The 20,104-nt window shown below is 45.4% G+C and carries 12 protein-coding genes, 2 tRNA genes and 3 rRNA genes; 12 read left to right on the forward strand and 5 right to left on the reverse strand.

Features of this window, described 5'->3' with window-relative positions; genetic code table 11:
- Window positions 1-48: 48 nt before the first annotated feature.
- Together M1D30_RS05400 and M1D30_RS05405 are read right to left on the reverse strand one after the other, a co-directional pair.
- Window positions 49-1,251 carry an aminopeptidase C gene (locus tag M1D30_RS05400; RefSeq protein ID WP_248507095.1) on the reverse strand — a complete coding sequence of 401 codons (1,203 nt, stop codon included), beginning with the start codon at window positions 1,249-1,251 and terminating at the stop codon, window positions 49-51.
- Between the two features lie 13 nt (window positions 1,252-1,264).
- Window positions 1,265-2,662 carry an aminopeptidase P family protein gene (locus M1D30_RS05405; RefSeq protein ID WP_248507098.1) on the reverse strand — a complete coding sequence of 466 codons (1,398 nt, stop codon included), beginning with the start codon at window positions 2,660-2,662 and terminating at the stop codon, window positions 1,265-1,267.
- A 103-nt stretch (window positions 2,663-2,765) separates the two neighbouring features.
- Here M1D30_RS05405 and M1D30_RS05410 point away from each other — a divergent pair, with 103 nt between their 5' ends.
- The 7 genes from M1D30_RS05410 to M1D30_RS05440 all read left to right on the forward strand — a co-directional run bounded on the left by M1D30_RS05410 (window position 2,766) and on the right by M1D30_RS05440 (window position 10,563).
- Window positions 2,766-3,614 carry a patatin family protein gene (locus M1D30_RS05410; RefSeq protein ID WP_248507748.1) on the forward strand — a complete coding sequence of 283 codons (849 nt, stop codon included), beginning with the start codon at window positions 2,766-2,768 and terminating at the stop codon, window positions 3,612-3,614.
- 123 nt (window positions 3,615-3,737) lie between these two features.
- Window positions 3,738-5,240 carry a 2-isopropylmalate synthase gene (locus M1D30_RS05415; protein WP_248507101.1) on the forward strand — a complete coding sequence of 501 codons (1,503 nt, stop codon included), beginning with the start codon at window positions 3,738-3,740 and terminating at the stop codon, window positions 5,238-5,240.
- Window positions 5,240-6,619, forward strand: coding sequence for a 3-isopropylmalate dehydratase large subunit (leuC, locus tag M1D30_RS05420; protein WP_248507104.1), 1,380 nt, complete (start codon window positions 5,240-5,242; stop codon window positions 6,617-6,619). The genes M1D30_RS05415 and leuC overlap by 1 nt, the downstream gene beginning before the upstream one ends.
- A 30-nt stretch (window positions 6,620-6,649) precedes the next feature.
- Window positions 6,650-7,240, forward strand: coding sequence for a 3-isopropylmalate dehydratase small subunit (gene leuD, locus M1D30_RS05425; protein WP_248507750.1), 591 nt, complete (start codon window positions 6,650-6,652; stop codon window positions 7,238-7,240).
- Complete coding sequence (locus tag M1D30_RS05430; protein ID WP_248507106.1) at window positions 7,219-8,790, forward strand: alpha-isopropylmalate synthase regulatory domain-containing protein; 1,572 nt, start codon at window positions 7,219-7,221, stop codon at window positions 8,788-8,790. The genes leuD and M1D30_RS05430 overlap by 22 nt, the downstream gene beginning before the upstream one ends.
- A gap of 46 nt (window positions 8,791-8,836) precedes the next feature.
- On the forward strand, window positions 8,837-9,898 hold the full coding sequence (gene leuB / locus M1D30_RS05435; protein ID WP_248507108.1) for a 3-isopropylmalate dehydrogenase: 1,062 nt from the start codon (window positions 8,837-8,839) through the stop codon (window positions 9,896-9,898).
- Complete coding sequence (locus M1D30_RS05440; protein WP_248507116.1) at window positions 9,868-10,563, forward strand: tetratricopeptide repeat protein; 696 nt, start codon at window positions 9,868-9,870, stop codon at window positions 10,561-10,563. Before leuB ends, M1D30_RS05440 begins: the two co-directional genes overlap by 31 nt.
- A gap of 18 nt (window positions 10,564-10,581) precedes the next feature.
- On the opposite strand, the gene M1D30_RS05445 is transcribed toward M1D30_RS05440, so the two are convergent.
- Entirely contained in the window at window positions 10,582-13,002 is a 2,421-nt protein-coding gene (locus M1D30_RS05445; RefSeq protein WP_371874174.1) for a mechanosensitive ion channel family protein, read from the reverse strand.
- Window positions 13,003-13,341: 339 nt separating this feature from the next.
- Here M1D30_RS05445 and M1D30_RS05450 point away from each other — a divergent pair.
- The 5 genes from M1D30_RS05450 to rrf all read left to right on the forward strand — a co-directional run bounded on the left by M1D30_RS05450 (window position 13,342) and on the right by rrf (window position 18,482).
- Window positions 13,342-14,871 (forward strand): 16S ribosomal RNA (locus tag M1D30_RS05450).
- A 126-nt stretch (window positions 14,872-14,997) separates the two neighbouring features.
- Window positions 14,998-15,071, forward strand: a tRNA-Ile gene (locus tag M1D30_RS05455).
- A gap of 34 nt (window positions 15,072-15,105) precedes the next feature.
- Window positions 15,106-15,179, forward strand: a tRNA-Ala gene (locus tag M1D30_RS05460).
- A 165-nt stretch (window positions 15,180-15,344) separates the two neighbouring features.
- A 23S ribosomal RNA gene (locus M1D30_RS05465) occupies window positions 15,345-18,238 on the forward strand.
- Between the two features lie 131 nt (window positions 18,239-18,369).
- Window positions 18,370-18,482: ribosomal RNA gene (gene rrf / locus M1D30_RS05470) — 5S ribosomal RNA — on the forward strand.
- The 16S, 23S and 5S rRNA genes sit together here with 2 tRNA genes alongside, the layout of an rRNA operon.
- Window positions 18,483-18,896: 414 nt before the next feature.
- On the opposite strand, the gene M1D30_RS05475 is transcribed toward rrf, so the two are convergent.
- Together M1D30_RS05475 and M1D30_RS05480 are read right to left on the reverse strand one after the other, a co-directional pair.
- Window positions 18,897-19,475 (reverse strand): outer membrane beta-barrel protein, encoded by a 579-nt coding sequence (locus M1D30_RS05475; protein ID WP_248507118.1) that lies wholly within the window; start codon window positions 19,473-19,475, stop codon window positions 18,897-18,899.
- A 180-nt stretch (window positions 19,476-19,655) separates the two neighbouring features.
- Window positions 19,656-20,069, reverse strand: a complete 414-nt coding sequence (locus M1D30_RS05480) for a hypothetical protein (RefSeq protein ID WP_248507120.1) — start codon at window positions 20,067-20,069, stop codon at window positions 19,656-19,658.
- Window positions 20,070-20,104: the final 35 nt, after the last annotated feature.

Here is a 20,104-nt window from a genome sequence, read left to right on the forward strand (position 1 = left end):
AAAATTAACAGATTCTTCCGTTTTTTCATTTTTTATTGCTTATGTGGCTTAGATGCCAAGCTTCTTTCGGATGTTCTTGGGAATGGCGTTCTTGTTGATGAGGAAGTCCATTGTGTTGGCAGCAATAAAGGTCTTGGTCATATACCAGATTCCCTTGTATTCGCCTGTCTCACCCCATGAGTTCTTTACCATGTAGTATTCCTTGCCGTTTTGGTCTTTAGCAACACCATAAATCAGCATGCCGTGGTCGTCGGTCAGTTCCCAATTGTCAAAACGTTCTTGGCGCATCTCCTGGGTGGCAACCACCTCGGGAACATTACAACCCAGAGAATCGATGAGGTTCTTTTTCTTGGCTGCAGTCATCTTGAGCCACTTTGCCATGTCGCTACCAGCCAGACTCTCAGTCTTCTTGGTGTCAATGGCATAGGCCAATCCTTGGCGGGTGAAGCCATCCTCGCTCACGTCGCCACCCCATGCTACGGTGTAGCCATTGTTAATGGCATTGTCAATAATCTGCATCATCTCGTCCATAGGCACGTTGTAGCTATGAGGGAAACGCCAGTTGTCCTGCACCTCTACAGCAAAGCTGGTGTAGAAGGGGTGGTGTGTGTAGCTGGTGATGCTCACGTAGTCGTCGAGGTTAATGCCCAGACTCTTCACGAAACTCTTTGGGGTGTATTTCTTTCCCTCGTATGTGAACTCTTTGGGGCACTCGCCTAAATAGGCATCAAGGATGCCCTGAAGTCCCACCTTCCACTGGTTGGAGATTTTCTTGGCAGAACTCTTTGAGATGGCAGCCACATAGGGCTCGAGCAAAGAGAAGAACTCGTTAAAGTTGTTCAGAGAGTCACCGTAGAGTGAACCAGGGAAAGGCATGATGCCCTGAGGGACGATGCCGTGGGTCTTCAGCGTGGCCAGCACGTCTTCTGCAGAACCACCCTGTGCAAACTGGCAGTCACCGTGGAAACGAACTACTTGAATGGCACGTTCCATATAGGTCTTGTTGGCAACGAAGGCCTCGTCGAGGTCGTAGGTTTTGCCTGTGGCTTTCAGAATCTCTGCCTCAAAGAATGACAATGTGCTATAGTCCCAGCAGGTGCCTGAACGGTTTTGATCCTTGATGCTGGTGATGGGATTCTCTTTGATGGTCGTAAATACGGGTTTGTTAGATGCGGTCGAGTCTTTCTTGTCCTCGGCCTGTGCGCCCAAGGCCATCACAGCCAGCAGCGCCAGTGAAAAAAGTTTCTTCATTTAAAATAATCAATTAGTTTTTGTTCATAAAGTTTTCTAATTCTGTAGGATGGTAGGGAATTCGTTTGCTTCCCAGGAAACGGCAGCCGTCTTTGGTGATCAGCAAGTCGTCCTCAATGCGAATGCCGCCAAAGTCCTTATAGGTCTCCAGTAGGTCGAAGTTAAGGAATTCCTTACAGTGGCCTTCTTTACGCCACAAATCGATGAGGTGGGGAATGAAGTATATACCTGGTTCGTCGGTTACTACGAAACCTTCCTCAAGCTTGCGTCCCATGCGCAGGCAATTGGTTCCAAACTGTTCGAGATTGGGGCGAGTTTCTTCGTCGAAACCAACATGAATCTGCCCCAGACCTTCCATGTCGTGAACGTCCATACCCATCATATGACCTAGTCCGTGGGGCAGGAACATGGCGTGAGCACCTGCTCTGACAGCTTCTTCTGTGTCACCTTTCATCAGTCCTAACTCTTTCAGCCTTTCTGTCATCAAACGACATACGGCAAAGTGGACATCCGCATATCGTACGCCAGGCTTGGCCACATCAAGTACGTAGTCGTGGCATTGTTCTACGATGGAGTAGATTTCAAGTTGTTTCTGGGTGAATTTGCCACTGACAGGCATGGTTCGGGTGTTATCACTGCAATAGTCGTCCAACTCACAACCTGCATCGCACAATGCCAGTCGGCCTGCTTCCAGAGGAGCATCGCTGGGGTTGCCATGCATTATTTCACCGTGTTGGCTGAAAATGGTGGCAAAACTGACACCCTGAGCTAATGAACGGGCAATGCCGTCCACCTGTCCGCCTATGAAACGCTCGGTGACGCCAGGTTTGATGAGCAACTGTGCTGTGGTATGCATCGCATAACCCACGTCGCAGGCTCGCTCGATGGCTTCAATCTCTTGTGGTTCCTTGGTGGCACGCATTTTTACAACGGCCCTGATCAGTTGTAGGCTAGCACTTTCTTTCTGTTGACTAGGATGAATGCCAAGAAGGTCCATGATAGTTATCATGGTGTCGTGGCGATAGGGGGGCAGAAAATGAATCTGTCGCTTCTCGCTCTGTGCCTTTTTGACAATGGTCTTCAACTCTTTCATAGGAGCTGTTCGACTGATGCCTACTTGTGAAGCTAGGTCGCTGACGCTGGGCACGAATCCCATCCATACGATGTCTTCAATGTCGATGTCGTCGCCAATGAGCATCTCTTGGTTGTTGTCAACATCAATGACGCCTACCAAGGCATCTCTGTGCTGACCGAAATAGTACAGAAAGGATGAGTCCTGACGGAACGGCGCATAGCCGTTTGCCGGGTAATTGGCAGGAGCTTCGTTATTGCCAAATAGCAAAACGAGTCCACTTCCTACCAGCCGTTTCAGTTCGTCACGGCGTCGAATATAAGTCTCTTTTTCAAACATATTGATAAGAAAAATGCGTTCAAACTTGAAAAACGTTGCAAATTTACGCATTTTTTATGAAAAAATATTATCTTTGCAGCAAATTTTTGTTAAGGACACAGATATGGAGCATTTGGGATGTAATACGGGCTTGGTACTTGAGGGTGGCGGCATGCGTGGTGTCTTCACGAGTGGAGTACTTGATGCCCTCATGAAACATGAGATGTATTTTCCCTATGTAGCTGCTGTCTCGGCTGGTGCCTGTAATGGTTTGTCTTACATGAGTCGTCAACCTCGTCGTGCTCGTTTTTCGAATATCGATATGTTAAGACGTTATGGCTACCTATCATTGAAGAATCTTCTGGTTCAGGGGAGTATCTTTGACCCCAATATCCTTTATGAGCGTTTTCCGGCAGAGATAGCACCGTTTGATTATGATACCTATGCTCATAATCCTGCGCCTTTTGAAATGGTGACCACTAATTGTCTTACTGGTAAGGCGGAATATCTTTCAGAAAAACATAATGCTCGTCGTCTTACAGCTATTGCAAAAGCCAGCAGTTCTTTGCCGTATGTGGCTCAGGTGACTAAGGTTGATGGTGTGCCGATGCTTGATGGCGGTATTGTCGATTCAATTCCCGTACTCCGAGCCGTTAGTCAGGGACATTTGTTTAATGTAGTGGTGATGACGCGTAACAAAGGTTTCCGCAGTACGGAACATGATATGAAAATCCCACCTATTATATATAAAGAGTACCCTCGATTGCGTGTGGCTTTGAGTCGTAGAGTGGAGGTATATAATGAACAACTTGAAATGGTGGAGCGTATGGAACGGTGGGGCGAGATTCTTGTCATCCGTCCTCAGCGAAAGATGGAAGTGGGGCGTACCTGTAGTGATATAGCCAAATTGGAACGACTCTATGAAGAGGGCTATGAGGAGGGTGACAAGTTCTGCAAGAACTATTTGTTGTAGAAAACATGTTGCTTACAGTTTTATCTGCTGTTGCGTTGTTTTTCTTGTGAATTATTTGCTAATTTGTATAAATGGTTGTAATTTTGCATATTCAAGGCGTTATTTATTTAAGGTAGACAGAATATGAGTGACAGATTGTATGTTTTCGACACGACACTACGAGACGGAGAACAGGTGCCAGGTTGCCAATTGAATACCGTTGAGAAAATTCAGGTAGCGAAAGCCCTGGAAATGTTGGGCGTGGATGTGATTGAAGCAGGATTCCCCATTAGTAGTCCTGGTGATTATAACTCGGTGATAGAGATTTCTAAAGCTGTGACTTGGCCCACTATTTGTGCATTGACACGAGCCGTGCAAAGAGATATCGATGTTGCTGCCGATGCGTTGCGATATGCGAAACATAAGCGTATTCATACTGGTATTGGGACAAGTGATGCTCATATCAAATATAAATTCAATAGTACTCGAGAAGAAATAATTGAGCGTGCCGTGGCTGCGGTAAAGTATGCTAAAAGGTTTGTGGACGACGTTGAATTCTATGCCGAGGATGCGGGCCGTACAGATAACGAATACTTGGCTCAAGTGATCGAGGCTGTTATCAAGGCGGGTGCTACCGTGGTTAACATTCCTGATACTACGGGCTATTGCTTGCCGGATGAATTTGGTGGCAAGATCCGCTATCTGATGGAACGTGTTGATAATATAGATCGTGCCATCATTTCCACTCATTGCCACAACGACCTCGGAATGGCTACAGCAAACACACTGGAAGGTGTGTTGAATGGTGCCCGTCAGGTGGAAGTGACCATTAATGGTATTGGTGAACGTGCTGGTAATACTTCTCTGGAAGAGATAGCCATGATTTTGAGATGCCACAAAGGTATTGATATCGAGACGAATATCAATACACAGAAGATTTATCCAACGTCTCGACTGGTTTCCAGTTTGATGAATATGCCCGTGCAGCCTAACAAGGCAATCGTGGGACGCAATGCTTTCGCACATTCGAGTGGCATTCATCAGGATGGTGTTTTGAAGAATGTGCAGACGTATGAAATCATGGATCCCAAGGACGTGGGTATTGATGATAACTCTATTGTACTGACTGCTCGTAGTGGTAGGGCTGCATTGAAGCATCGGCTACACGTGAATGGCGTGGACGTTAGCGATGAAGAAGTGGTTGATAAAATCTATGAGAAATTCCTGCAACTGGCTGACCTCAAGAAGGAGGTTACTGACGTGGATGTGTTGATGCTGGCTGGCGCTGATACTGCCGATCATCATGCAGTCAAACTAGATTTCCTACAGGTGACGACTGGTAAGGGCGTTAAGAGCGTTGCTTCTATCGGACTCGATATCAGTGGACAGAAGTTCGAAGCCGCCTCGTCAGGAAATGGTCCTGTGGATGCTGCCATCAAGGCTTTGAAGAAAATAATTATGAAGCAGATGACATTGAAGGAATTTACTATTCAAGCCATTTCTAAGGGGTCTGACGATGTTGGTAAGGTCCATATGCAGGTAGAATATGATGGAAGTTTATACTATGGTTTTGGTGCAAACACCGACATTGTGACGGCTTCCGTTGAGGCATACATTGACTGTATTAATAAGTTTAAGAAAGAATAATGAATACACTTTTCGATAAAATATGGGACCGGCATGTGGTTCAAATATTGAAGGGCGGCCCCACGCAATTATACATCGATCGCCTCTACTGTCATGAAGTGACATCGCCTCAGGCTTTCGATAGTATGCGTCAGCGTGGATTGAGGTGCTTTCGTCCGCAGCAGATTTTCTGTATGCCAGACCATAATACTCCTACGCATGATCAAGATAAGCCCATTGAGGACCCCGTATCTAGAAAGCAGGTAGAGACCTTGGAGCGCAATGCTCGTGAATTCGGATTGACGCACTTTGCTATGGGTTCTCAAGATAATGGCGTGATTCATGTTGTGGGGCCAGAGAAAGGACTTTCGCTCCCTGGCATGACTATTGTTTGTGGTGACTCGCATACGTCAACCCATGGAGCCATGGGGGCAGTTGCCTTTGGTATTGGTACCTCTGAGGTTGAGATGGTGATGGCCTCGCAATGCATTTTACAGCAGAAGCCTAAGACAATGCGTATTACCATCAATGGCTCACTTCAGAAAGGTGTTACAGCAAAAGATGTTGCGCTCTATCTGATGGCACAACTCACGACCTCTGGTGCAACGGGCTATTTTGTTGAATATGCTGGTGAAGTGGTGAAGAACCTGTCGATGGAGGGACGCTTGACACTTTGCAACCTATCGATAGAGATGGGCGCGCGTGGTGGCTTGGTGGCTCCGGATGAAGTGACATTTGAGTATCTGAAAGGACGTGAATATGCGCCTAAGGAACAAGCTTGGGACGAGGCTGTAGCATACTGGCGTACATTGTATAGTGGAGATGATGCCGTTTTTGATAAGGAGTTGACTTTCAATGCGGAAGATATAGATCCGCGAGTTACTTATGGAACGAACCCTGGTATGGGGATTGGTATCACAGAAAGAATTCCTTTGGCGGGCGATGCTAATTTCGAAAAGTCGCTTTCGTATATGGGATTCAAGCCTGGTGAGCAATTATTGGGCAAGAAGATTGACTATGTGTTCTTGGGGGCATGTACTAATGGACGTATTGAGGATTTTCGGGCTTTTGCATCTATTGTAAAAGGACGCCAGAAAGCGGAAAATGTAATAGCATGGTTGGTACCGGGGTCATGGGCTGTTGACAAGCAAATCCGTGAAGAGGGGTTGGATAAGGTATTTGAGACTGCAGGCTTTGTTATTCGTCAGCCTGGCTGTTCGGCATGCTTGGCAATGAATGATGATAAAGTGCCGGCTGGAAAATATGCTGTATCTACCTCAAACCGCAATTTCGAAGGCCGTCAGGGACCTGGCGCGCGTACAATCCTCTGTTCACCTCTCGTTGCTGCAGCTGCAGCTGTTACAGGGGTAATCACCGATCCAAGAGAATTGATAAGGTAAAAGTGAATAGAAAAAATATGCTTTCGCATGATGAAACAGAAATTTGATGTTATAACATCTACTTGTGTTCCACTTCCTTTGGAGAATGTAGATACTGACCAGATAATTCCAGCACGTTTCCTCAAGGCTACTGATAAGGAGGGCTTTGGTGAAAACCTATTCCGTGATTGGCGATACGACAAAGAGGGGAGTCCCATCAAAGAATTTGTTTTAAATGATCCCACCTATAGTGGATGTATTCTCGTGGCTGGCAAAAATTTTGGTTCTGGTTCTAGTCGCGAGCATGCTGCATGGGCCATTGCCGGATATGGCTTCCGTGTGGTCATTAGTTCATTTTTTGCTGATATTCACAAGAATAATGAACTGAATAACTTCGTTCTTCCTGTGCAGGTCTCTGAGGATTTTCTTCAGGAACTCTTCCATACAATTTGGGATAATCCGAATGCTCAGGTAGAGGTTGACTTACCTCAACAGACGGTTACGAATATGTCAACGGGGCATAGTGAACACTTTAATATTAATGAATACAAAAAGCATTGCTTGATGAATGGACTCGATGATATTGACTTCTTAGTACAAAACAGAGAAAAGACAGAGGAATGGGAACAGTACAACAAATAAATGGTTATCAGCGTATTCCTCCCTTCGTAGAGATTATGGACTCTACGTTGCGTGACGGTGAGCAGACCAATGGTGTGTCGTTTCTTCCACATGAGAAGTTGGTAATGGCTCGCAAACTGCTTTCCGATGTGAATGTAGACCGTATTGAAGTGGCCTCGGCGCGTGTCTCGGAAGGAGAACGTGAGGCCGTTTCAAAGATATGTGCCTATGCTCAGAAAAATGGATTACTGGAACGCGTGGAGGTATTAGGGTTTGTCGATGGTGGTAAGAGTATTGAGTGGATCGCCTCGTGCGGAGGCCGAGTGGTGAATCTTCTTGCCAAAGGCTCGCTCAAGCATTGCGTACATCAATTGCATAAGACGCCCCAGGAACATATTAACGATATTCTGAGGGAGTTGGATAATGCTGCAGCTAAAAATATTACTGTCAATCTCTATCTGGAGGATTGGTCGAATGGTATGAAAGACTCTCCCGAGTATGTCTATCAACTGATGGATTGTTTGGTCGCTACTGCTGCCATCAAACGTTTTATGCTGCCAGATACCTTGGGTGTGATGAATCCCTTGCAGGTGATTGAGTATTTTCGTAAGATGATGAAGAGGTATCCTGATGTACACTTTGACTATCATGCCCACAACGACTATGACTTAGCTGTGAGTAATTCTTTGGCGGCAGTGCTAAGTGGTGCTCGTGGTTTGCATGTCACTGTAAATGGGTTGGGAGAGCGTTGTGGTAATGCACCGATGGCTTCTGTTCAAGCAATTTTGAAAGATCAGTTCCATGCTAAGACGAATATTGTAGAGAGTCAGCTCAACGATCTTTCTCGCATGGTCGAGAGTTTCAGTGGTATTAGCGTGGCACCTAATCAGCCTATCGTGGGAGAGAATGTTTTTACACAGGTGGCTGGCGTTCATGCTGATGGTGATTCTAAGGATAGATTATATTATAATGAGTTGATGCCCGAACGTTTTGGGCGTAAGCGTGAATACGCTTTGGGGAAGAACTCTGGTAAGGCTAATATTGCAAAGAATCTCGAGGAACTGGGCTTGGAATTGACGCCAGAGCAAACGCGTCGCGTTACACAACGTATCACGGAATTGGGCGATAAGAAGGAGATTGTTACGCAGGAAGATCTGCCGTATATCGTGTCAGACGTGTTGAAACATGATGGTTCTGATGAAAAAGTAAAATTGATTAGTTATGTTGTTTCAACTGCATATGGCTTACGTCCTGGTGCCAATGTTAAGGTGGAGATTAACGGACGGCAGTATGACGGCAGTGCGGTAGGTGATGGACAATATGACGCTTTTGTTAAAGCCTTGCGTTATATCTATAAGAAATATCTGAATCGAACGTTCCCTCTTTTGGCAAATTATCAAGTGACTATTCCACCTGGTGGACGAACAGATGCCTTGGTACAGACTGTCATATCTTGGGACAACAATGGAAATATCCTCCGAACCCGCGGTCTGGATGCCGACCAAACAGAAGCGGCTATTAAGGCTACTTTCAAAATGTTGAATATTATTGAGAATGAATACTCGAAATGAAGACTCTCGTCATAATGTAATGATGTAAAAAACTAAAGAAGATTATATGAAACTAAAAATAGCTTTATTACCAGGTGATGGAATTGGACCGGAGATTATGAGGCAAGGTCTGGCCGTACTCAATGCTATAGCTGAGAAATATGGTCATGAATTCACATACGAAGAGGCGCTTGTGGGCGCTTGTGCTATCGAGGCGGTTGGCGATCCTTATCCTGAGGCCACTCACATGGCATGTATGAATGCCGATGCTGTATTATTTGCTGCTGTAGGTGATTTGAAATATGATAATAATCCCACGTTAAAGATTCGTCCTGAGACAGGACTATTGGCAATGCGAAAGAAATTAGGTCTTTTTGCTAATGTCCGTCCTGTCGCAACATTCGACTGTCTGCTTCATAAGTCGCCGCTTAAGGAAGAGTTGATTCGTGGTGCGGATTTCGTTGTCATTCGCGAGTTGACAGGTGGTATGTATTTTGGGGAGAAATATCAAGATGACAATAAGGCTTTTGATACCAATGTTTATACTCGTCCAGAGATTGAGCGTATTTTGAAGGTTGCATTTGAAATGGCAATAACGCGTAGGAAGCATCTGACGGTTGTAGATAAGGCTAATGTCTTGGCTTCAAGTCGTCTGTGGCGACAAATTGCGAAAGAGATGGAAAAGCAATATCCCAATGTAACCACCGATTATATGTTTATCGACAATGCCGCGATGCGTGTGCTTACCGAGCCTCGATTCTTTGACGTCATCGTTACTGAGAATACGTTTGGTGACATTCTTACCGATGAAACATCGTGTATTACAGGTTCTATGGGGCTCCAACCATCTTCATCCTTGGGTGAGTATACACCGCTCTTTGAACCTGTTCATGGTTCATGGCCACAGGCTGCTGGACAGAATATAGCAAATCCGTTGGCACAAATTCTTTCGGCAGCCATGCTTCTTGAGCATTTCGGACTTAATAAGGAAGGTCAACTTATTCGTGATGCAGTCAATGCATCACTTGATGCAAATATTCGTACTCCTGAGATTCAGGTGGAAGGTGGAGCTCATTATGGAACTAAAGAAGTTGGACAATGGATTACAGATTTTATCAAAAAGGCATAATCTTGGCACTTTTGTTTGTTGCTTTGTCACAGAAACAAACTATATGTGCCCAGACTTTTGACCAATGGCGTGATTCTTTGACTGTTCTAGCAAAAGCTATTGATCAGCATCCGCAATCGGTTGACTTGCGCCTTAGAAAGGCTGCGATCAATATCGAATTAGGTCAATGGAATTATGCTATTGAGGAGTATGGACGTGTGTTACTTATTGAACCACGTAATCTGACAGCACTATATTTCAGAGCCTACGCCTATGAGCATCTACGAAGTCATGAGCAGGCAAAGGCTGATTATGAGTCTATTTTGCGACTGGTCCCTTCTAATTTTGAAGCACGGTTGGGACTTGCTATGACCTATCGAAAACTGGGAAAGTCTATTGATGCACTGGATGCTTTGAGCCAATTAGTGCAGTTCTCTCCAGACTCAGCCTATGCTTATGCAGCGCGTGCTGGCCTTGAAGTAGAACTGAAACAGTATGATGCCGCTCTTTATGACTGGGACGAAGCCATTCGCTTGGATACAGCCAATGTAGATTTCCGGGTATCAAAGGTTGATGTGTTATTGGCTATGAATAAAAAGACGGAAGCCCGTACCCTTTTAAATGAAATGATTCGTATGGGAGTGCCTCGTGCTGCGCTAAAAGAATGGTTGGAGCGTTGCAAGTAAGCAACGCTCCAACCATTCTTATTTATTTATCTCCTGAATATTCTTAATTGTAATATCTCTTTGCGGGAATGGTATTTCAATACCATTTTCATTAAGTGTATTATAGATGCATTTCAGTACGTCGCTAATGACATAAGATTTCTTCACAGCATCTGCCCATACAAATAGATTGAAGTCTATGCTTGATTCATTCATGCCACTCATCACGGTCTTCACTTTCTTTTCTGGATCCATCCATTCTAAGTGTAATGAATTGACGGCTTCTTCCACTAATGTGGTAACTTGATTGATGTTTGAACCATACGCAACACCGAATGGGATTACTGCCAAAACATAACCGTGGTTACGTGTCAGATTCTTATAGTTTTTAGCAAACAATTGGCTGTTCTGGAAGGTAATAACCTCTCCATATACAGACTCTATAATGGTTGATGTATAACTTATTGATGTCACCTTTCCTCGGATTCCATCAACTTCAATCCAATCGCCCACCTTGATGCGTCCAGCCATAAGCGAGGCTCCATAGTAGATGTTTTCAATAATATCTTTTGATGCAAAACCGATACCTGTTGACAAACCTCCTGAGATTGCCAGCAACCAAGATATGCTGATATGCATGATGGATAGTGACATAATCAACCAAATACCCCAAACAAAAACTTGTATCACGTTTCGTCCCATCACTTCTTTACTGGCTGCTGTGGTTGGATCCTGTGTCTTGTAATGTAGGCGCATAAAGGCTAAGATAGTGTTCGATGCGTACGAGAAAATGAAGAATAGGTTCGTCACCATGCTTAGTTTCAAAATGCTAATCTGTAGGTTTTCAAGGTCTATATAGTTCTTTTTGAAAATCTGCCAACACAAGTCGCTGAGGTTAAATACATCGGCTGCCCAATAAATGGATAGCATGACTGAACATACACCCATGATGGGAAGTACTACCTTGTATGTTAATATGAAGAGCCATGTTTGAGTGATGGGTTTTTCGTCATAGTTATGTTTGTCACTATATAGCTTTAAGTATCTACTAATACAAGTGATGGTCAGTATACAGGTTAATTGCATAATCCACCATATAAGTATTTGTACTGCTAGCAAGGTGTATCCCATCCATGAACATACCAATGACAAAATAAAAATTCCTTGAGAAATGTATGTGTAGAACATGTCCGATTTTGGAACGTTTTGATGATGGCGATGCATCATTAACCATTGCCACAGTGTGCATAGCAGAAGAAGTGGGGGAAATATTAAATTCACCAACTCTTTTGGAATGAGAATGATACGAAATACAATCACTATGAATCCTACAAATACGAGTGGGGAGTAAATCCTGAAAGCACTCTTAATTTGGTCACCGTTCACGCGTAGTAATAGTGATATTAGAATTACACTCAATAGCCAGGCATATTCAATCAGTAATTCGCTTGCCATTAGAATGAAGTTTTGACGCAGGGTAGCATGAAGCAATCCAAGTATGGCAGCAAAGGTTATGGTGGTGGATGCTAAGTTTACGCAGGTGCGTTTTTTTATAAATTCCTTAGTGTGGAATCTCTTGGGTAAAAGTTTAAACACCAGAAGATTAAGTAAGATGGCAACCATAACATAGAAAGCGATGGTCAAGAACAATTGCATAATTACAGAACTGTCCCAGTCAGATCCATTCCCGTTGGGACTATACTTGTCTTCGATGATTTCAATAACCTGTTTCGACTTCTCTTTAAAATGACTAAGAACAACGAGATAATTCTCTCCACCGTTTAGAAAAATTCCCGTCTGAATATCATTATATCGCTTGTCTGCATAATCGTTCAGATTTTTCAGACGTAGCTCTGCCATTTCGTAGAAAGTGATATAGTCTGCAACCTGCATACGATTGTTTATTAGTGTATTTTGTATGTTGATAGCCAGTGTCAAACATACGTTGCGGTCAGTCTTTGCCTGTTGGTTCAACATATCGGGTCGCATTGCTTTCAGGCTGTTAATCAGACTGTCATATTTCGCAATCTCAATGTCGCTTTCTTCCAAAAACGTACGGAAAGGCAACTGTTGGCGCTGAAAATCCTGATACTGCTCTGTCGCTTCATGGCAGGCATATGTCAAGTCAAACACGTAGTCTGGATTTTGTGAGTATAGCATCAATGCATTTTGATTGCTCTGCTTGATGGTCTCTTTTAGTTGGTTTATAATCTCTTGAGTTTCAACCTTTCGTTCTTCTGCCAAACTATTTAACTCCTGATGTTTCTCAGTTAGCTCGGTACGTAGAATGTTTAGAGTTTGCTCTAGGTTTTTTTCTTTCAGTACAGCATGAGCGTTTGTAAGAACGAAAAATGCAAGTAGGGTGATGATTATTTTTTTCATATTTTCGATGTTTCTTTCTTTTTTTACGGTTGCAAAGATATAATTTTTTTTTGAGATGACAACATAATATGCTTTCATTTTATTAAGATTTGTTTTCTCTATATATTATATAATATGGTGTATAGTATTAGAAGTTTAGACAAATGCGTGTTTTTGCATTTTTTTTTAGAAAAAAGATCCCAAAAGTTTTGGTAGTTCGGAAAATAGTCGTACCTTTGCATCCGCTTTCAGGGAGCAACCCCTGAGACACTGATAAAGAAAGAGTTCTTTGAAAGATTTACATAGACAGAAGTAGTACAAGAAGCGAGTGCTTTTAGGAGCACTTGGGTAAAAGAAACAAACCGTTTAATTCTTGAAATACTGGATAGTCGTTCTGAGTACAGACTAACATTCCATTTAGGAATAAAGATATTATTTACAATGAAGAGTTTGATCCTGGCTCAGGATGAACGCTAGCTACAGGCTTAACACATGCAAGTCGAGGGGCAGCATAATCGAAGCTTGCTTTGATTGATGGCGACCGGCGCACGGGTGAGTAACGCGTATCCAACCTTCCCCTTAGTAGGGCATAGCCCGGCGAAAGTCGGATTAATACCCTATGTTATCCGTTGAGGACATCTGAAGTGGATTAAAGATTTATCGCTAAGGGATGGGGATGCGTCTGATTAGGTTGTTGGCGGGGTAACGGCCCACCAAGCCTACGATCAGTAGGGGTTCTGAGAGGAAGGTCCCCCACATTGGTACTGAGACACGGACCAAACTCCTACGGGAGGCAGCAGTGAGGAATATTGGTCAATGGGCGAGAGCCTGAACCAGCCAAGTAGCGTGCAGGATGACGGCCCTATGGGTTGTAAACTGCTTTTGCATGGGAATAAAGTCGGGGACGTGTCCCCGTTTGTATGTACCATGAGAATAAGGACCGGCTAATTCCGTGCCAGCAGCCGCGGTAATACGGAAGGTCCGGGCGTTATCCGGATTTATTGGGTTTAAAGGGAGCGCAGGCTGCCTGTTAAGCGTGACGTGAAATGCCGCGGCTCAACCGTGGAAGTGCGTCGCGAACTGGCGGGCTTGAGTGTGCACGAGGAAGGCGGAATTCGTGGTGTAGCGGTGAAATGCTTAGATATCACGAAGAACTCCGATTGCGAAGGCAGCCTTCCAGGGCATTACTGACGCTAAGGCTCGAAGGTGCGGGTATCGAACAGGATTAGATACCCTGGTAGTCCGCACGGTAAACGATGGATGCCCGCTGTTGGCGATATAGTGTCAGCGGCCAAGCGAAAGCGTTAAGCATCCCACCTGGGGAGTACGCCGGCAACGGTGAAACTCAAAGGAATTGACGGGGGCCCGCACAAGCGGAGGAACATGTGGTTTAATTCGATGATACGCGAGGAACCTTACCCGGGCTTGAACTGCAGCAGACGGATCTAGAGATAGTGACTCCCTTCGGGGCTGCTGTGGAGGTGCTGCATGGTTGTCGTCAGCTCGTGCCGTGAGGTGTCGGCTTAAGTGCCATAACGAGCGCAACCCTTTTCATTAGTTGCCATCAGGTAATGCTGGGCACTCTGGTGATACTGCCACCGTAAGGTGTGAGGAAGGTGGGGATGACGTCAAATCAGCACGGCCCTTACGTCCGGGGCTACACACGTGTTACAATGGGTGGTACAGAGAGTCGGGTGTATGCAAATACATTCTAATCAAGAAAGCCATCCTCAGTTCGGATTGGGGTCTGCAACCCGACCCCATGAAGCTGGATTCGCTAGTAATCGCGCATCAGCCATGGCGCGGTGAATACGTTCCCGGGCCTTGTACACACCGCCCGTCAAGCCATGAAAGCCGGGGGCGCTTGAAGTCCGTGACCGCAAGGATCGGCCTAGAGCGAAACTGGTAATTGGGGCTAAGTCGTAACAAGGTAGCCGTACCGGAAGGTGCGGCTGGAACACCTCCTTTCTGGAGAGGATGACTATCACGACAGACACTAAGTCAGTCGGAAACAAAAAAGAAGAGGTTTGATTCAACCCTAGCTTCTTTACTACGCACTGTTTATAATATAAGATCAGAAGCTTGATACTACCTAGTCCTATAGCTCAGTTGGTTAGAGCGCCACACTGATAATGTGGAGGTCGGCAGTTCAAGTCTGCCTGGGACTACTTAGGTTTAAATCTGGTATAGTAATGAAAGTGAGGGGGATTAGCTCAGTTGGCTAGAGCGCTTGCATGGCATGCAAGAGGTCAACGGTTCGAATCCGTTATTCTCCACTAGAACCGAAAGAGTAATCGATTAGGTTAAGAGATCTTTGACATATTGACACACAAGACTGTAAGTAAAGACTTATAAGAGTCAAACTGAGTAGATTAATAAATCTCAAAATTACAGCTGAAAGTATGAGCATCTCTTTCCGACGCAAGTCGGGAATGAGGTAGGCGAAAGAAAGTTAGGGCGTCTGGTGGATGCCTTGGCTCTCGGAGGCGATGAAGGACGTGATAAGCTGCGATAAGCCTTGGGTAGGTGCAAATGACCATTGATCCAGGGATTTCCGAATGGGACAACCCAGCCGGCTGAAGGCCGGTTATCATTACAAAGGTAATGAGGCAAACGGGGGGAACTGAAACATCTTAGTACCCCCAGGAAGAGAAAATAAACAATGATTCCCCTAGTAGTGGCGAGCGAACGGGGAAGAGCCCAAACCGCATATGTAGCAATGCATATACGGGGTAGTAGGACCACGTCGTGGTATCCTGATGACGAGCAGAACGGTCTGGAAAGTCCGACCATAGTTGGTGATAGTCCAGTACGCGAAGTCAGAGGGGGCCTAGTGGCATCCTGAGTAACGCGGAGCACGAGGAATTCTGCGCGAATCCGCCGGGACCATCCGGTAAGGCTAAATACTCCCGAGAGACCGATAGCGAACGAGTACCGTGAGGGAAAGGTGAAAAGCACCCCTATGAGGGGAGTGAAATAGTACCTGAAACCAGTCGCCTACAAGCGGTCGGAGCTAGTATATCTAGTGACGGCGTGCCTTTTGCATAATGAACCTACGAGTTACCATGTCCAGCGAGGTTAAGTTCTTATGGAACGCAACCGCAGTGAAAGCGAGGCTGAACAGGCCGTTTAGTTGGATGGGGTAGACGCGAAACCGAGTGATCTACACATGTCCAGGATGAAGTCCCGGTAACACGGGATGGAGGTCCGCACCGATAAGCGTTGAAAAGCTTCCGGATGAGGTGTGTGTAGGAGTGAAAGGCCAATCAAACTCGGAGATAGCTCGTACTCCCCGAAAGGCATTTAGGTGCCGCGTCGGATGGTCACCGTGAGAGGTAGAGCGACCGATAGGTCAAGAGGGCTTCACCGCCTATCGAGACCTGACGAACTCCGAATGCTCACGGTCTGCAGTCCGGCAGTAAGGGGGCGGGTGCTAAGGTCCGTCCCCGAGAGGAGAAGAATCCAGACCGCCGTCTAAGGTCCCGGAATCCTGTCTGAGTTAGTCTAACGAAGTCTGGCCTCGATGACAGCTAGGATGTTGGCTTGGAAGCAGCCATTCATTCAAAGAGTGCGTAACAGCTCACTAGTCGAGAGGCCGGGCATGGATAATAATCGGGTATAAGGCAGGTACCGAAGGCGCGGGATAGCATTAAAAAGTATCGGTAGGGGAGCATTCCATCGGCGCCGAAGGTGAGCGACGACGTTCACTGGAGCTTATGGAAAAGCAAATGTAGGTATAAGTAACGATAAGGGGTGTGAGATTCACCCCCGCCATAAGACTAAGGTTTCCCGGGCGATGTCAATCACCCCGGGGTGAGTCGGGTCCTAAGTTTAAGCCGAAGGGCGAGAGCGATGGCTGACACGGTTAATATTCCGTGACTACCATACGGGGCGACGTGGTGACGGAGCAGTGACACTGCCGCGTGCTGACGGAATAGCGCGTTGAAGCGTGTAGGTGTTGAGGAGTGCAGGCAAATCCACACTCCGAGCCGAACGTGACAGTATGGAGTCTCCTTCGGGAGAATCCAATAGTGCAGGTAATCAGACTCCCGAGAAAAACCGCTAAGCTTAACCCGTGTGGTACCCGTACCGCAAACGGACACACGTAGTCGGGTAGAATATACTAAGGCGTTGAGAGATTCGTGGCTAAGGAACTAGGCAAACTGACCCTGTAACTTCGGGATAAAGGGTCCTCGTTTCGGCGAGGCGCAGAGAATAGGTCCAGGCAACTGTTTAACAAAAACACAGGGCTGTGCAAACTCGAAAGATGAGGTATACAGCCTGACACCTGCCCGGTGCTGGAAGGTTAAGAGGAGATGTCAGTCTTCGGATGAAGCATTGAATTGAAGCCCCAGTAAACGGCGGCCGTAACTATAACGGTCCTAAGGTAGCGAAATTCCTTGTCGGGTAAGTTCCGACCTGCACGAATGGTGTAATGATCCGGACGCTGTCTCGGCCACGAGCTCAGTGAAATTGTAGTATCGGTGAAGATGCCGATTACCCGCGATGGGACGAAAAGACCCCGTGAACCTTTACTACAGCTTAGCACTGACCTTGGTCATCGGATGTGTAGGATAGGCCGGAGGCTATGAAGTGGGCGCGCCAGCGTTCATGGAGCCGCCGTTGAAATACGGCCCTTCTGCTGCCTGAGGTCTAACTTGTGGATACAAGGACACTGTTTGGTGGGTAGTTTGACTGGGGTGGTCGCCTCCAAAAGCGTAACGGAGGCTTCCAAAGGTGCCCTCGGGCCGATTGGTAACCGGCCTTATAGAGTGTAAAGGCATAAGGGCGCTTGACTGGGAGGGAGACATCCCGAGCAGGAACGAAAGTTGGGCTTAGTGATCCGGTGCAAGTGTATGGAAACTGCATCGCTCAAAGGATAAAAGGTACTCCGGGGATAACAGGCTGATCCCCCCCAAGAGCTCATATCGACGGGGTGGTTTGGCACCTCGATGTCGGCTCGTCACATCCTGGGGCTGGAGAAGGTCCCAAGGGTTGGGCTGTTCGCCCATTAAAGTGGCACGCGAGCTGGGTTCAGAACGTCGTGAGACAGTTCGGTCTCTATCTATCGTGGGCGTAGGAGTCTTGAGTGGATCGGACACTAGTACGAGAGGACCGTGTTTGACTGACCTCCGGTTTACCGGTTGTACCGCCAGGTGCACCGCCGGGTATCCGCGTCGGGATCGGATAAGCGCTGAAAGCATCTAAGTGCGAAGCCGGCCACAAGATGAGGGCTCCATTGAGGGTCGTGGTAGACTACCACGTTGATAGGCAGCAGGTGTAAAGACGGTGACGCCAAAGCCGAGCTGTACTAATTGCCCGAGATCTTTCGCTGTGAAGCGCATATTTTCAACTGTGAGCAGTTTGGTTGAAATAGGTAGTTGCTGCAGTTCTTGTGTTGATATGCCAACCTTATACGGATAGGCTTTTCCTAGGCAGTCCTAGGCAATCCTAGTCCAGAGATATTCAGGTGGTTATTGCGGCGGGGTCCCACCTCTTCCCATTCCGAACAGAGAAGTTAAGCCCGCTTGCGCCGATGGTACTGCAATGCAATGCGGGAGAGTAGGAGGCCGCCATCTTTTATAGCACGACCCTGATTCAGAAATGAGTCAGGGTCTTTTTTTTGTGTTTGTAAGAACTTCTGGTTCTCCTGTATTAAGATCGTGAAGTAATAGGTCTTTTCTTTGTGTGTAAGAACTTCCGGCTATTAATATAATTTGAATACTATTATATCAAGTGTGGTAATTAACTATATTTTGGAAATAGGTTAAAGTGTGGATTATGTAAGTATACCGTACAATACTGCTATGGCTAACATCGTATTTATAGTACGTATTTAAAATCATTCTATTATGGAAAGCAATTGAGACCTTAATTGTTCTTGTCTTTATGGGGCTATGTATTGCTTATAATTCAGTTTGCGAATATAAAAGAGGGTATGCTTATAGCATACCCTCACTTTATTGTAATTACTAACTAAATTATCTTCGAAATTAGAAGTTGTAGAAAATACCGAAAGTTATTGCATTGCTCAGGTCAAGGAATGAGAATGTAGTGGTAGCCTTTGCACCATCTGCATCAGGCTTACTGCTTCTATAACCAATAACATCACCAAGTTTTGCAACAAGACTTAAGTTGTCAGTTATGTTGTAGGCAATTCCGGGTTTGATGGCAATTTTCCAAGCGTTTTCTTTGTTATCTTCAGCATTACCACCAAGTCCAACTGTTTCATTGTTTGTCATATCATAACTGAATTGACCGTCAGCAAAGACATTCACGGGACCAAATTTCAATGCAGTGTAACGTGCATAAGGAGCAAATGTAAATGTACTGCGGGTAAGATCTGGAGTTCCTTTTCTTGTGGTAGCATCATAACCGAACTCAACACCAACGCCCCACTGCTCGTTTAATTGGACGCCGAATTCAGGCATAATTCTCAAAGTATGATTCAATTCATCACCATCGAAAGCAGTCTTGGTGTATCCAAGAGAACCTCCAACATACATGTTGTTCTGTGCACTCATTGAAACTGCAACAAAAGCTGTTGCTAAAGTCATTAAAATCTTTTTCATTTTACATTTAAATTTAAAAGTTTAACAAATCCTGTTGAAGTTTACGCGAAACCTTGGCAGGTGTGACTAGTTTTCGGGTGCAAAGATATAAAAAACTTTATATAGTCCAAATGTTTTTTCTATATTTTTTTAAAGAAAATGTCTAAAATGGTGTTGAAGATAACTATACACCTTATTATATTAGCGTTTTAGAGTAATTGTTTGGGGTAATCTTTGCCATTTTCCATCATTGGGTACTTTGATGGTTGAGCCCTTGCCTTGATGAAGCACGTAAGTGCTATCGTTCTGACATATAAGGGTTGCTTCGAGATCTTCACTACCGTAGTCATTTATCATCTTGATAATGGCTTTTTTCCCTTTTATCTTGACGCTGACAATGGGCCAGGCAAAACTATTTCGATTCTTGCCTAGATAGCCGGGCAAGTTTCCTAAAATTTCCTGACCGGGAATAGTGATGTCTTGATCGTAGAAATTAATGCATAGGTAGACACCATATTCCTGATTGTGTATATACCCTTTAAAATCTTTATAATCGGTTTGTGCATAAGTTGAGGATGCAATAACGCAGCATAAGGATATCATTAGTTGTTTCATATAGAATCATTAATTTTCTTGCTGCAAAGATAGCA

It is taken from the genome of Prevotella sp. E15-22 (assembly GCF_023204875.1).
GTDB lineage: Bacteria > Bacteroidota > Bacteroidia > Bacteroidales > Bacteroidaceae > Prevotella.

What these genes read in the sequence shown, in the direction of transcription:
- M1D30_RS05400 (WP_248507095.1), bottom strand. Translation starts at nt 1,251, where the DNA reads ATGAAGAAACTTTTTTCACTGGCGCTGCTGGCTGTGATGGCCTTGGGC.
- M1D30_RS05405 (WP_248507098.1), bottom strand. Translation starts at nt 2,662, where the DNA reads ATGTTTGAAAAAGAGACTTATATTCGACGCCGTGACGAACTGAAACGG.
- M1D30_RS05410 (WP_248507748.1), top strand. Translation starts at nt 2,766, where the DNA reads ATGGAGCATTTGGGATGTAATACGGGCTTGGTACTTGAGGGTGGCGGC.
- M1D30_RS05415 (WP_248507101.1), top strand. Translation starts at nt 3,738, where the DNA reads ATGAGTGACAGATTGTATGTTTTCGACACGACACTACGAGACGGAGAA.
- leuC (WP_248507104.1), top strand. Translation starts at nt 5,240, where the DNA reads ATGAATACACTTTTCGATAAAATATGGGACCGGCATGTGGTTCAAATA.
- leuD (WP_248507750.1), top strand. Translation starts at nt 6,650, where the DNA reads ATGAAACAGAAATTTGATGTTATAACATCTACTTGTGTTCCACTTCCT.
- M1D30_RS05430 (WP_248507106.1), top strand. Translation starts at nt 7,219, where the DNA reads ATGGGAACAGTACAACAAATAAATGGTTATCAGCGTATTCCTCCCTTC.
- leuB (WP_248507108.1), top strand. Translation starts at nt 8,837, where the DNA reads ATGAAACTAAAAATAGCTTTATTACCAGGTGATGGAATTGGACCGGAG.
- M1D30_RS05440 (WP_248507116.1), top strand. Translation starts at nt 9,868, where the DNA reads ATGGATTACAGATTTTATCAAAAAGGCATAATCTTGGCACTTTTGTTT.
- M1D30_RS05445 (WP_371874174.1), bottom strand. Translation starts at nt 13,002, where the DNA reads ATGAAAGCATATTATGTTGTCATCTCAAAAAAAAATTATATCTTTGCA.
- M1D30_RS05475 (WP_248507118.1), bottom strand. Translation starts at nt 19,475, where the DNA reads ATGAAAAAGATTTTAATGACTTTAGCAACAGCTTTTGTTGCAGTTTCA.
- M1D30_RS05480 (WP_248507120.1), bottom strand. Translation starts at nt 20,069, where the DNA reads ATGAAACAACTAATGATATCCTTATGCTGCGTTATTGCATCCTCAACT.